Source organism: Flavobacterium geliluteum, assembly GCF_017948595.1.
GTDB lineage: Bacteria > Bacteroidota > Bacteroidia > Flavobacteriales > Flavobacteriaceae > Flavobacterium > Flavobacterium flavipigmentatum.
The window spans coordinates 21,129-34,651 of record NZ_JAGFBV010000034.1 but is presented as its reverse complement, the minus strand read 5'-3'; the positions used below and the strand labels follow the sequence as shown (position 1 = coordinate 34,651).

The 13,523-nt window shown below is 33.0% G+C and carries 11 protein-coding genes and 1 pseudogene; 1 reads left to right on the top strand and 11 read right to left on the bottom strand.

What is annotated here, in order from left to right:
• Positions 1-111: pseudogene (locus tag J3495_RS19465) on the top strand (IS982 family transposase); the annotation flags it as partial.
• On the opposite strand, the gene J3495_RS17025 reads toward J3495_RS19465, so the two are convergent.
• The 11 genes from J3495_RS17025 to J3495_RS16975 all read right to left on the bottom strand — a co-directional run bounded on the left by J3495_RS17025 (position 108) and on the right by J3495_RS16975 (position 13,425).
• Positions 108-527 carry a hypothetical protein gene (locus tag J3495_RS17025; RefSeq protein ID WP_210667886.1) on the bottom strand — a complete coding sequence of 140 codons (420 nt, stop codon included), beginning with the start codon at positions 525-527 and terminating at the stop codon, positions 108-110. The pseudogene J3495_RS19465 and the gene J3495_RS17025 overlap by 4 nt on opposite strands.
• 174 nt (positions 528-701) lie before the next feature.
• Positions 702-2,051, bottom strand: a complete 1,350-nt coding sequence (locus J3495_RS17020; protein WP_210667884.1) for a DUF4302 domain-containing protein — start codon at positions 2,049-2,051, stop codon at positions 702-704.
• A 30-nt stretch (positions 2,052-2,081) separates the two neighbouring features.
• Positions 2,082-2,942 (bottom strand): zinc-binding metallopeptidase, encoded by an 861-nt coding sequence (locus tag J3495_RS17015; protein WP_210667882.1) that lies wholly within the window; start codon positions 2,940-2,942, stop codon positions 2,082-2,084.
• 23 nt (positions 2,943-2,965) lie between these two features.
• The gene (locus J3495_RS17010; RefSeq protein WP_210667880.1) at positions 2,966-4,453 is read right to left on the bottom strand and encodes a RagB/SusD family nutrient uptake outer membrane protein; all 1,488 of its coding nucleotides are present in this window, start codon (positions 4,451-4,453) and stop codon (positions 2,966-2,968) included.
• Between the two features lie 12 nt (positions 4,454-4,465).
• Positions 4,466-8,194 (bottom strand): SusC/RagA family TonB-linked outer membrane protein, encoded by a 3,729-nt coding sequence (locus tag J3495_RS17005; protein WP_210667878.1) that lies wholly within the window; start codon positions 8,192-8,194, stop codon positions 4,466-4,468.
• 229 nt (positions 8,195-8,423) lie between these two features.
• Positions 8,424-9,539 (bottom strand): FecR family protein, encoded by a 1,116-nt coding sequence (locus J3495_RS17000; RefSeq protein WP_210667876.1) that lies wholly within the window; start codon positions 9,537-9,539, stop codon positions 8,424-8,426.
• An 81-nt stretch (positions 9,540-9,620) separates the two neighbouring features.
• Positions 9,621-10,370, bottom strand: a complete 750-nt coding sequence (locus tag J3495_RS16995; RefSeq protein ID WP_317192648.1) for an RNA polymerase sigma factor — start codon at positions 10,368-10,370, stop codon at positions 9,621-9,623.
• A 243-nt stretch (positions 10,371-10,613) separates the two neighbouring features.
• Positions 10,614-11,039 (bottom strand): hypothetical protein, encoded by a 426-nt coding sequence (locus tag J3495_RS16990; protein WP_210667874.1) that lies wholly within the window; start codon positions 11,037-11,039, stop codon positions 10,614-10,616.
• 144 nt (positions 11,040-11,183) lie between these two features.
• On the bottom strand, positions 11,184-12,056 hold the full coding sequence (gene sucD, locus J3495_RS16985; protein ID WP_065450100.1) for a succinate--CoA ligase subunit alpha: 873 nt from the start codon (positions 12,054-12,056) through the stop codon (positions 11,184-11,186).
• 75 nt (positions 12,057-12,131) lie between these two features.
• On the bottom strand, positions 12,132-12,494 hold the full coding sequence (locus tag J3495_RS16980; RefSeq protein WP_210667872.1) for a nuclear transport factor 2 family protein: 363 nt from the start codon (positions 12,492-12,494) through the stop codon (positions 12,132-12,134).
• 1 nt (position 12,495) lies between these two features.
• Positions 12,496-13,425 carry a UDP-3-O-(3-hydroxymyristoyl)glucosamine N-acyltransferase gene (locus J3495_RS16975; protein ID WP_210667870.1) on the bottom strand — a complete coding sequence of 310 codons (930 nt, stop codon included), beginning with the start codon at positions 13,423-13,425 and terminating at the stop codon, positions 12,496-12,498.
• Positions 13,426-13,523 lie beyond the last annotated feature (98 nt).

Sequence of the window (13,523 nt, the reverse complement as noted above, 5' to 3'; positions counted from 1 at the left end):
GATATTAAAAAACTATTCCCAAGAACTATACATGCAGTTACTCTGGATGGATTCTTAATAAAGCTAACATTGTTTGTATTCGGTTTACAATTAAATAAAACAATTAACTAGCAACTTGAATTAATTACTTCTTGGCTATTTGCTATTCCCCCTGTTTCGAAAGCACTTTTTAGCTCATTTTCATTTGTTGCATTATTTAACAATTGCATAGCTTGTGCATTAAAACCTACATAGCTATTTCTATTTAATGCAATTTCCAAACTTTCGCTACTAACAAACATTTGTTCAGAAAATATGTTTAAATTCTCTACAACAGAGAAAGGAACATCTGTTTCGATATTATTACCAATCGTTTTATTTTTTTCTGATTTGATTTCGGTTTTACTCATTCCCGATTGATTTATAGATTCATCTTCGGAAGAACATGAATAAAGAACTATCGCCATTAAAACCGCTAAAAATCCAAATAATTTCAATTTTATTTGCTTCACATAAAAATAGCCCATCGAATTTCTTGTTTTTTTCATAATTAATAAGTTTTTATTTGTTAATATTAAAAACAAATATAATAATTTAAAATAAAGTACTACAAAAAATAATAATTATTTTGAGAAATTATAAAAAAATCAAGGGTTCTTTTTAAAAAAAGCAGCTCAAAATTGAGCTGCTTTTTCTTTCCAAAAACGTATTCTAAAAAATCTTTATAATTGATACGTTGTTATTCTAAAGTTAGATGATGCGCTTGTAATCGTCCAAATTGTATTAGAAAAAGTTATTTTAAAACTTTCTTTCTTTATATACAATCCCGAGGCATTCATAAATTCGTCATCAAGATTTTTTAGGAAGGCTGGCGCAGGTATAAGCGCTGCACCATTGTCCCATGAATCATGATTTAAAATAATCGTTTTATTCACTGCATCTTCTGTTGTAGTGAAATTATGAAAAACACTTGGTCTTCCTCCATTGAAACGGTATTCTATATAATTTCCGAATGGAGAATTGAAATAAATTTGCACCCTAGCGATTTTTTGGTTGGCTGGCAATGTTGCATTAGCCTGATCTAACAAGTTTTTACAATATTGAGAAGTTGTTGGTGCTGTATATAGATTTGCAGCAATATAACTCAATATCATTTGTGGTTTTCCATCTAAAAATGTTTTATAATCATCTGTTAAAACTAGAGGTGAATTACTATATTTTATAGTAGCTTTTACTCCCCCAGTTCCAGTGGCAGTAAGACTTCCATCTGCATCATTATAAACAAAAGTTGTTAGTTTTTGACCTGCAACAACTATAGCCGGACTCACCACAATACCTGTTGGCGTGTATCCAACTCCAAAACTCAAAACTTCAGAAGAACCTGCAGCAATAGAATTTGATACTGCAAATCGGGTTGCTCTAGAAAATGCAAAATCATATTTTTTTACTGCTGTACCGTCATTTGTTTCTAATAATCTAAAAAGCGGACGAGTACTGGCTCCTACTACATTTTGTTCTGTCACTAAGTTTTTAGGTAAATCAACCCAATCCTGAGCAGTTGCTTTTACAAAACGAACTTCTTTAACCAATCTATTGCTTTTGAAAAGGATATCTCCATTTTCTTGACCATAATACAAAAACTGAAAATCACCCAGATATCCTCTTCCTCTTAAAGCTGTAGTTGGAAAACTATTAGAATCTGATAAAAGATGTATTCTATTATAGGTGGTAAATAGTAAACTAACCGTACTTCCTAAAACAACATCATAATCACTCTCGTATGTTGCCGTATCGTTGTTAAAATCAGAAGCCATTTGTACTTTTCCGTTGGCAGAAAACTTAAACAAATGTGTATATCCCCCCAATTGAGTATCATCTGTAAAATATACCGCTTTCCATCCAAACTCAGAAGATAGCAATGCAGTATTTAATTCACTTTTTTGCTCATTTAAGCGTTCTGCGGGTGTCTTATCAAATTTTTGTTCCGCCGATGTATCGCTTGTACAAGCACTAAATAAATGTAGTGCCAGAAACACAATCATGGCGTACTTTAATATATTTTTAGGTTTCATAATAGTATTATTTTAAATTAAAATGACGGCTTAATTATTAACAACATTGGTCGTGTTTTTCTCTGCTGCATCTCTTAGTGCATAGAAATCAATATTAAAAGCATCTTTGTAATACTGTACTACCATAGCTTCTTTTTGCTGCAATTTGGCTCTACCGTTTGCATCGGTAATACTTGCAAGAATAGCCGCATACTCTGCTTTTGAACTTGTTAGTATTGTAGAAGCAGTTTCTGCAAAATCTTCAATAATATTATTTCTGGCATAATTGGTTATAAAACCTAAATTTCTAGACGTTTGAAGCACTTCTAAATGCCAGGTCCCTGTATAATCTCCAGGTGTTATTTTTTGCCATGCCTGCTCATCAAAAGGTTTGTTTTGATTTAAAATGTGCACATACTCGTGTTGAATCGTATGCACAAATTCAGTTACGTTGGCACGATTTTTTTTATTCAGATAATCTACCTCAAAAAGGGTGATTCTTTGTCCTGAATCTGCAATTCCTAAGGTTCTAGTACCGTTTGAATTGGAATTTACTCCTCCAACCAAAACAATTTCTCTGGGTGCTACTTTTTTTACAAAATCAGCACCACCAACACTCGTGTAACTATCCAACCATATTTGCTTTACCACTTCTAATGCAGGTTGCACTTTATCAACCATTGGAGGAAACAAAAATCTATTGTTATCTACTGTATTTTGATTCCATTTATATTGTGCATTAATATTGTAAGGATTAAGATAATTGGTAGTGATCCAATTGTCTAAAGCATTTTTTTGAGGTTGCGAATAATCCAGCTGGCTATCACCAGGTTGATCCTCGTGTGCGCAAGCTACAAAAGTTAAAACCCCTGCAACTAGCAATATCACTTTATATTGTTTTAATATTTTCATGTTTTTAAAATTTTAGTTAAAATTTATCTAGGATTTTTTTCTATTCCATAATTTGATGCGCTTAGAGGTACTTGCAAAGCTCTACGCTTATCATCCTTAACCAATGTATTTGTTGGCAGACCAAAAGTTGCATGATCCACCACAATATTAAAACGTTTTACATCTAACCATCTTAATCCTTCATGAACAAAATCTCTTCTTCTGGCTTCAGCAATAGCTTTTACATAAGAAGTCTGCAAAGGTGTCATAGTGTAGTAAGGTGTAAACTCATTAGCAATTACGGGATACAATGTCGTTATTCTTGCTTCAGTTAATTTATCTGTCGTAGCATTATAATTTGTTGTTCTTGTTCCTAAAAAGTATTCTAATTCGGTATTAGCTTCTGTAATTCTACCTTTCATTACAAGTGCTTCAATGCGATTTAGATAAAACTCATCATTAGATAAAAGTACCACTCCAGCGTATGGAATTCCGATGTTTGCCGTTAAATTGGTGTATTTAAAATATTCTTCAAACTTTGGCGTAAATAATGTTCTACTACTATTATAACTGTAGAAATCAAATAACCATGTTTTGTTGAATGGATTTGTTTGTACTCTAAAAATTTCCGTTTGTTTTTCATCTGACAAATAAAAATTACTACCACTTGCAGATCTTCCGATAAGTGTATTTGGAGAAGCAACTAATAAGTTAGCAGCGTATGACGATTTTGCATATTCGATAAATTGAATATCTGGTGCTAAACTTGACAAAGTAAGGTAATCTTTTAATTTTCCAACAGGCTTAGAACCGAGACCTTCTGAAACTTCTAACACTTTATCCCAATCTCCTTTTACCAAATAGAAACGACTGGCAAAGGCTTTTGCTGCATCTTTATTAAAGTGGAATTTCGGTTCTTTATAATTGTTTGTTACATAAGGTAAACCTTCTTCTAAGTCTTTTTGAATAAAGTCAAAAACTTCTTTTACGCTATTTCTCTTATAATTTTTTAATAATTGAGTTTCTGGTTCCGTTACATAAGGCACTCCCAGATCCGTTTCGGCAGTAGCCGGATTGTAACGATTTGACCAAAAAGTAACCAGCATAAAATGAGCATAGGCTCTTGCCAACAAAGCCTCACCCTTTTGAGGGTTTAAGTTTGCCGGATTTCCTAATTGCTCAATTGATTTTAAAGCCTGATTGGCATGAGCAATAGCTCTGTAGCAACCGTCCCAGTAATTGGCTTCAGAATCAACATTGGTTTCATCATGCATCTCCCAGTTATAACTTTGTCTGTTTTTGACACTCACAGAACCTAGCTCACCATCTCCTACATTATCCGACATCGTTTCTGCAAAATCCATGTAAGATGCCTGTGGGTATGCATTTACCAATAGTTCGGATATTTTCTCAGGTGTGTCAATTTGTGTTCTGTTATCCGGTACTTCCGACAAAAACTCATCGCAACTACTAATACTAAGAATTAGTAATGAAGCAAAGGCTATTTTTATATTTTTTATATTTTTTTTCATAATCAACGACTATTAGAATGAAAGATTTATAGAAAAACTGTATTGTGTTGTAATTGGAAAAGCAACACCACCCGTATTACGGAACTCAGGATCTTGACCGTTTAGTTTTTTATCAGAATAAATTAACCACGGATTAACTGCAGAACCTTTTAATGTAAAGTTACTTACCCCAATTTTTTTCTTAAAATCATTTGGAAACTCCCAGCTTAAAGATACATTTTTCAATCTTACGAAATCTCCATCTGCAATTCTTACATCTGAGAAATTGTATGTGTTATACGCGCGTCCTAATGTATTTGCACCACCATAATTTGTTAGTAATCTTTTGTCAGCAATAACAGGAACATCAGTAAACTCTTCATCTCCCGGGTTAATCCAACGGTTTGTGAAATCTTTGGTAAATACTGTTAAATCATCATATTGACTACTGTAAGCAGGATTTAAACGCACTTTATTTCCACCTGATCCTACTACAAATACATATAAAGACCAGCTCTTGTAAGTAAAGGTATTTGCTAAACCAATCGATTTATTTGGTTCGATAGATCCTTCGTATTTTAAATAATCAGTAACTTTTTCTGTATCTTGAAAATTAGCTCCTGTAACATTATCTGTTTCACCATTTTGCATTATAAAAGTTGGTAAACCTTGATTGTTTAAACCAGTAAACTGATAAGAATAAATTGAATTTCTAGGATGACCAATAGCGTTTCCACCATTACCATCAACCAAATCAAATGCTGAAGGCTGATTCTCTAATTTTGTAATTTCTTGGTTAAAAACCGAAAAATTAAGTGTACTAGACCATTTAAAGTTATTTGTTACAACGTTTTGAGTTGTAAAACCAACTTCAAGACCTTTAGTCTCCATATTAGCATTATTTCCTTGTTTGATTTTTTGTCCTCCAATTCCAGAAGTCACTACATAATCAACCAAATCAAAGGCTTTACGGCTGTAAACGTCTGTTGTAAATTGTACTCTATTATTAAACATCCCTAAATCCAGACCAATATTCGTTTCAAATTGCTTTTCCCAAGTAAGATCACCATTTTGCAATTGATCAATATCTATACCTGTTTCTCTGTCGGAAATACCTAAACGATCTGTAATAAAGCTTTTGTAAATCGCTAATGAATTTGTAGCAGGTCCCGCAGTAGCTGTTAATCCATAAGAACCTCTTAATGCTAAATTGTTTATAGACTCAACATTTTTCATAAATTGCTCTTCGGTAACATTCCATTTACCACTAAAAGTATAAGTCGGCAACCATCTGCCTGATCCACTATTTCCTTGTCTGTTTGATCCATCATAACGACCTGTAATAGATCCTGTATAACGGCGATCATACGTATATCCTACTTTTCCAAAGAAACCAACAGTTCTTTCTCTTTCTGCATTAAAAGCAAAATATGAATTTCCTTCGTTGATAATTTTTTCAATAATTTTAGGATCCGTAAATGCTGTAAGACCTCTATCATACTGAATTCCAGTAGCAGTAAAGTTATCGCTATTTCTGTCTAAAGAACGTAATTCTGTACCAAAGAAGCCTTCTACCTCATGTTTATCATTGAAAGTGTTTCTGTAATTAACACTATTTCTAATATTATAAGAAGTCAATTCGTTTGTAAATTTTCTTAAAAATCCTCCGTTAGGTAATACTGAAATTGGCTGAGCAGTTAGATCTTCAGGATCTTTGTACAAAAAGATATTAGCATTTCTAACAGTAGTATTTACTCCCTCTATACCATATTCTGTACCTGCTTTATAAGCTCCTACTACATTAGAGTTTTCATAAATTTTATGCTCTCTTGAAGTATTAGCATAACGCGCAGATCCCGTTAGATTATACGTTAAATGTTTATTGATTTTATAATCTAAATCCATTTGAAAACGAATATCTTTTACTTTAATTTCTAAAACATTATTTTGTAATTCATTAATAATGTTCATCGGAGCCCAGTTATTTCTGTAGTATTCTAAATTACCATTTTCGTCATAAGGTCTTAATGTTCTACTGGTACTTAACACGTAATTGAACGGGTTAATATCAAAATCTCTGGTTACATTACCAAATACAACATCTTGCTGACTTTCGTAAGTTCCAGGAGCTCCTTGATCTCTCACAGACGCTAAAGTAGATAAAGTAATATTCAATTTATCATTTACATAAAATGTTCCTTTTATGTTTGATGATAATTGTTTTACGTTGTCAGCAATAGTCCATCCCGGATCGGTATAATATCCTAAAGAGGCATAAAAAGTATTATTTTTTCCACCACCAGAAAAACTCAATGAATGATTTTGTGTCATAGAGGGTCTAAATAAAACCTTAAACCAATCTGTATTAGCCAATTCGTACTTTCTTAAAAAGTTATTTCTACTAACTGGATCATTATTTACCAAATAACTGTCTGTCTCTGGAACATAAGTATTGATTGCTTTACTCAAAATGTTGTAAACTCCACCATATCGTCCTTGAAGAGTTGATGGTACATCAAGAAAGCCTTTTTGTTCCATTTCTTTTAAAATACTCATTGATTCTTGAGAATTTAAAATATCATACTGTGTATAACTTGGCACTGTTCTTACTGTGTTTTCTACACTATAAGTAACTTTTAGAGGAGAATCTCTACGGCCTTGTTTGGTGGTTACAACTACAACACCATTTAATGATCGTGAACCATAAATAGAAGTTGCCGAAGCATCTTTTAGTATTTCAATACTTTGAATATCATTTGAATTTAACCCAGCAACAGAAGAACTTAATAAAGTCTCTGAGTTACCTGAAGCCAAATCAGCAAATGAAATGTTGATGATATCTTCTTGTACAACCCCATCAATAACCCATAATGGTTTTGTATCTCCAAAGATAGAAGAAGATCCACGAACCGTGATTTTTGGAGCCGTTCCAAAAGTTCCCGTTATATTTTGAACGGTAACCCCTGCTGCTTTTCCTTCAATCATTCTACTAATATCTACTACTCCATCCACTTTAAGTTCTGAACCAGAAATTTTGCTGATAGCACCTGTAAATGTTCTTTTTGATGTTTTTTCGTAACCCGTGGTTACTACAACTTCTTTTAAGTTTTGTCCTTCTTCTGTTAAAACGATAGTTGGAGATGTATTTCCAATACCGATTTCTTTAGATTCCATTCCTACATAAGAAATTACCAATCTATCGCTGTTAGCAGGCATTTCGATAGAAAAATTTCCATCAAAATCCGTTAATACAGCCATTTTTGTTCCTTTTGCCAATACTGTTGCACCTGGCAGAGGGCTTCCGCTTGCATCTGTCACTTTACCTTTTATAATTGGTCCTACAACTAAGGTCTCAAATAAAGAGTTATGGTTTTCGAAACTTGTAAAACCATCAAGTTTAGTATTCTTTTGTAGCACGATTTGATTACTTACTTCAGAAAAAGTAATATTAAAGGGCTGTAAAACACGCATAAGAATACTCGACAAGGATTCATCATTAGCCTCAATACTCACTTTTTGATTCAGCTGCGATAATCGGGAATTGTACGAAAATCTAACCTTTGCAGATTTTTCAAGTTTAGACAAAGCGTTACTCAAAGATAAATTTTCAACAGCGATTGTAACTTTTGTATCTAATTTCTTCTGCCCATTTACACTGTTTGCCATAGTAACACTTGAAAATACAAGCGCTAAGGCGAACTGAAATAGTGTTATTTTCATAATTCGATGGAGTAATCGTTGTTTAACAACTGGTTTTTTCATAATTTTGGTTTGTTTTGATTAATACTGTTCGAGTGTATTTTAAGAAACATAATAAACACTCTTTACAGAGAGTGATTTAATTGTATGAAGTGTCGAAAATGTTACAGCATTTCGGCACTTTTTTTGTGCATTTTAATCTTTACATAGGCTTGAGATATTTGGTTGGTTACTGTTTGGTTTATTTTTAAGATTATAGCCCGGCTATCCTCTGTTATTCCTTACTTTATAACTAATTACAACCTTCAGATGTAATAATTATTTGATTTCCATTCATCTCAAAACTGGTTTCATTGCCAATACTCTTGCAAATAATTCTTAGTTTTTCCGAAAGAGGCTGATCGCTCAGGGAAGTGGTTAAATGGCAATCTTTTAATTTGTCTTTGGGGTAGTCAATATTAATTAAATATGCCTGCTCTATGGTCTCGAATATTTGTGCTACAGGAATATCTGTAAATTCAAAACTAAGCTGCTCAATGTTGCCAACACTGCGAACTAAAATCTCATCTTGAGTAATATTAGTTATTTTATTAAAAGTTAAATCTTTACGAATGAACCGCAGTGCCTGATTAGGAAGCAACACAACTTCATCTGAACTCGAACTCGAGATAAGTTCATTCGATTTTACCCTAACTTTACCGGTGCGAACAAGAACTTCAACATTTTGCTGATCTGGAAACGCTTTAATTCTAAAACTAGTTCCTACAACTCGTGTTACAATTTCGTTTGCGTAAACAAAAAATGGTTTTTTAGGATTTTTACTAATTTCAAAGAAACCTTCGCCGGATAAATACACTTTTCTTTCGTTTCCGGTAAAGATTTTAGGATAACTTAATTTACTATGGGGTTGCAACAAAACAGAACTTCCGTCTGATAAAGTGATAATTTGAGATTTATCTGAGTTATTGGTCTGCTCTACTAAACCTTCATTATTTCCTTCGATAAGCTCGTTGTAGGTAACAACAGTGTGGGTTGCAACGATATTGTTACTATAAAACCAAATCGAAAAAAAAGCAAAAAACAATGCAGCAGCCACAGGAGCTAGCCAGTGTCTTTGTAAAAACATTATTTTGGATTTGATATGTTGTTTAGAAAAATTTTCTTTTTCCTCAATTTTTCTCCAAGTTGCTTCTAATGCAGATTGTATTTCAGATTGCGGTACATTTGAGACTGCCACTTTCATTGCCAACAATAAAAGTCTTGCGTTTTCTACCAACTGAGCGCGCTTTTGATTCTCTACTGTCCATTCTTCCCAGCCTTGATCATCTATTCTAGACAATACCCATAACTGAAAGGAATCATCAGTCAAAAAATCTTCTACTTCGCTATAATTATTACGTTTTTGCATTTTTACATAAAGGTTACAAAAACATAGAGGACAGCTTCTTTATTATATACTCACTTATTTGTGATTATTTTTAAGTTTTTTTTAAGAAAATTGCAAAACCCCCGAAAACAGTACTATAATAGATGCCAAATTACCCTTAAATTCTTTGCGAAGACTCAACAAACCACGGTGCAAAAGGTTATTTGCAGACTGATAATTAAGATTTAGCAGCTCTGCAATTTGTTCGACTGACAAGCCTTGATGATAACGCAAATACAAAGCTTCTTTTTGACGGGGAGGTAAGTCGTTTAATGATTTATTCAATTGCAAAACACGTTCTGCGGTTATCTCATCATCAATCAGTGTATGTTCTACAGAAAAATCAAACAAAAATTCTATAGAATCAGTAGAAGTTGCTTTACGAAAAATATGATCTCTTTCGAATAAACGTGCGATTCTTTTTCTAACACTCGCCAATAAATAAGCCTTTACTACCACTGAATCCTGTAATGAATCACGATAAACCCAGATGTCGGTAAAAACATCCTGAACACAATCCTGAACCTTTTCTTGTAAGGGAGAAAGTGAATTTCCGTAACTTATTAAATTTGTATAATATCTTTGAAAAAGCAATGAAAAGGACTTTTCATCACCTGCTTTCAAATTAGTCCAAAGGGTATTATCGTCAAATGCTATTTTTTTTAAAATCTGCCTTTCCATAATCTTGCTTGAATGATAATTTAATCTAAATGCCTCAAAATCTTTGTTTTTATAATGCTGAATTACCAATCTTACAATAAAGTACTCAATTGCTTCAAATGAATTTGTTATCTTAAAATATTTACTTCTCAATAAAATGCGTTTATTACAATAGAAAACACAAATAAAAGAGCAGTAGTACTGGTAAAGAATTAGATATTTAACATTATAATTCTATTCTGTGCGATAAATATATAAAAAGCAAATATTTAAAACCAATTTATTTACAAAAAAGAAACAATATCTTTAATTATAATATTTCTCAGATATAATCCAAAAAAAAAGCCTTACTAAAGAATAGCAAGGCTTTTGAAAGGTTTTATTAGAAAATAACGCTTAGAAAGCTACATTCCATCTTGGTAATTTTGAATTTTCATCTAAGAAATTCTGTAATATTTGTCCTTCTACTGAAGTTGGAATCGCTTTTACATCTGCATTAAACGTTTCGAACCAGATTACTTCCAGAGCCGTAATATTCTCTAATTTCATTTGCGCAGGCCAAGAATATTTTCTTCCTGTTTTTGCAAATTGATGACCGTTTACGATTTTATCGTATAAACCACCGTTTTTACTTTTTAAAGTTCCATCATTTTGAACAGTTCCTGTAGAAGCAACCATAATTAATTCTTTTGCATCACCTTCAACAGCATAAACTACAAATACACCTGCGCCTTCCGGAGCATTACAAGCTTGTTCTAAACTATCTTCAATGGTAAAAGTAAAACTATTACTTACTTTAAACTTTTCTAATTCTTTGTACATATTTCTTTTTTTTAAGCCTCTAAGAGTTTGAGAATCTAAGTTGCTAAGTTTTTATTTATATTTCCAACATTTTAAAAATGTAAAAAAAGTCTCAACAAAATAGTGAGACTTTTTTTCGGAATTTATTCTTGTCAATACTGGAGATTATCCAAGTATTTCTTTTACTTTTTTACCAATTTCAGCTGGTGAATCAACAACATGGATTCCGTTGTCTCTCATGATTTGTTTTTTAGCAGCAGCTGTATCATCAGAACCACCAACAATAGCACCTGCGTGCCCCATTGTTCTACCAGCAGGAGCAGTTTCTCCAGCGATAAAACCAACAACTGGTTTACGGTTACCATCAGCTTTTACCCATTTAGCAGCATCAGCTTCTAATTGACCTCCAATTTCACCAATCATGATGATGATTTCAGTCTCTGGATCGTTCATTAATAATTCTACAGCCTCTTTTGTAGTTGTTCCAATAATTGGGTCTCCACCAATACCGATAGCAGTAGTGATTCCTAAACCTTGTTTTACAACCTGATCTGCAGCTTCATAAGTTAAAGTTCCAGATTTAGAAACGATACCCACTGTTCCTTTTTTGAAAACGAAACCTGGCATAATACCAACTTTAGCTTCACCCGGAGTAATAACACCAGGACAGTTTGGCCCGATTAATCTAGAATTTCTTTCTTTAACATAATTATTTGCTTTAATCATATCTGCTACAGGAATTCCTTCTGTAATAGCAATAATTACTTTGATTCCAGCATCAGCAGCTTCCATAATTGCATCAGCAGCAAAAGCCGGCGGAACAAAAATGATAGAGGTATCTGCTCCAGCTTGATCTACAGCATCTTTTACTGTATTAAAAACCGGACGATCTAAGTGGCTTGTGCCTCCTTTTCCCGGAGTAACACCACCAACAACATTAGTACCGTACTCAATCATTTGAGAAGCGTGGAAAGTTCCTTCGCTTCCTGTAAATCCTTGAACAATTATTTTGGAATCTTTATTAACTAAAACACTCATGATATATATTTTATGTAGTTTTTAAAATTGTGATGCAAAAGTAACGTATTTTAAACTTTTTATCCTTAAAAAAAATTAAGAAAATTGACTCATTTGATAACCTCGATAAAATTTATCGTCTTTTATCTGCCAAATTGTAGTAAAATGAGCCAATAACATTTCTTCTCTTGGATTTTCGATTGTTTTTACGAAATGAGAATAACGTATCGAAACCAAATCATCTTCGGCCAAAATATGGCTAATGCGTACTTTTGAACGCACATAAGCACGACTTAATTCATTGGCCATCTCCAACATCGAATTATGATCCATCTCGATCAAACCTTTGGTGCTATTCCACTCTAACTTTACATCTGAATGCAAATAAGTCTTCATGATTTCGCTATCAATTAAGGCATCTGATTTGTAAAATTTTTGAACAAATTCTTTAATAGACATATTATTTCAATTTATTTAGAATTTCAGGAATCTTCTTGATATTGGCCAATTGTTTCAACTTTTCTCTTGATTCTTCGATTGGAGTTCCGAAATATGATTTTCCGCCTTCTACCGATTTTGTAACACCTGTTTGTCCCATAATAACAGCCTTCGCTCCTATCGTGATACCGCTTGTGGTACCTACTTGTCCCCAAATAGTTACTTCATCTTCGATAATAACGCAACCCGCAATACCCGTTTGCGAAGCGATAAGACATTTTTTTCCTATTACAGTATCGTGACCAACATGTACTTGGTTATCGAGCTTTGTACCTGCTCCGATAGTAGTATCGCCTGTAACTCCTTTATCAATGGTGCAAAGCGCGCCAATACCTACATTATCTTCTATAACAACTCTTCCTCCCGAAAGCAGCTGATCAAAACCATCTGGACGTTTTTTATAATAAAAAGCATCTGCTCCTAAGATAGTTCCTGCATGAATAATAACATTATCGCCAATTACAGTATGATCGTAAATAGAAACATTTGAGTGAATGATACAGTTTTTACCGATCGTTACATTATTCCCAATAAAACAATTGGGCTGTATAACAGTTCCCTCTCCTACTGTTGACGAAATCGATATCGAAACGTTTGTAGCTTGAAAAGGTTTAAAGTGTCGTGTTAATGTATTAAAATCTCTAAAAGGATCATCAGAAATCAAGAGTGCTTTACCTTCCGGACAATCTACTTTTTTGTTAATCAAAACAATAGTTGCCGCAGATTGCAAGGCTTTGTCGTAATATTTAGGATGGTCAACAAAAACAATGTCACCCGGTTCTACAACATGTATTTCATTCATGCCTAAAACCTCAAAGTTTTTATCACCAATAAATTCGCAATTAAGCAAATTTGCAATTTCTTCTAAAGAGTGAACTTTTGGAAATTTCATATTTTTAAATTAGAAAATTTGTCAATTAGAAAATCTGTCAATTAGAAAATGTGTCAATCAGAAAATGAATTCTCAAAATTGTGAAGATTCACTAATTT

Excerpts from the sequence above, each read along its gene's own strand:
- J3495_RS17025 (WP_210667886.1), bottom strand. The coding sequence starts at position 527 with ATGAAAAAAACAAGAAATTCGATGGGCTATTTTTATGTGAAGCAAATA.
- J3495_RS17015 (WP_210667882.1), bottom strand. The coding sequence starts at position 2,942 with ATGAAAATATTAAAACAATATAAAGTGATATTGCTAGTTGCAGGGGTT.
- J3495_RS16990 (WP_210667874.1), bottom strand. The coding sequence starts at position 11,039 with ATGTACAAAGAATTAGAAAAGTTTAAAGTAAGTAATAGTTTTACTTTT.
- J3495_RS17000 (WP_210667876.1), bottom strand. The coding sequence starts at position 9,539 with ATGCAAAAACGTAATAATTATAGCGAAGTAGAAGATTTTTTGACTGAT.
- J3495_RS16975 (WP_210667870.1), bottom strand. The coding sequence starts at position 13,425 with ATGAAATTTCCAAAAGTTCACTCTTTAGAAGAAATTGCAAATTTGCTT.
- sucD (WP_065450100.1), bottom strand. The coding sequence starts at position 12,056 with ATGAGTGTTTTAGTTAATAAAGATTCCAAAATAATTGTTCAAGGATTT.
- J3495_RS17020 (WP_210667884.1), bottom strand. The coding sequence starts at position 2,051 with ATGAAACCTAAAAATATATTAAAGTACGCCATGATTGTGTTTCTGGCA.
- J3495_RS17005 (WP_210667878.1), bottom strand. The coding sequence starts at position 8,194 with ATGAAAAAACCAGTTGTTAAACAACGATTACTCCATCGAATTATGAAA.
- J3495_RS17010 (WP_210667880.1), bottom strand. The coding sequence starts at position 4,453 with ATGAAAAAAAATATAAAAAATATAAAAATAGCCTTTGCTTCATTACTA.
- J3495_RS16980 (WP_210667872.1), bottom strand. The coding sequence starts at position 12,494 with ATGTCTATTAAAGAATTTGTTCAAAAATTTTACAAATCAGATGCCTTA.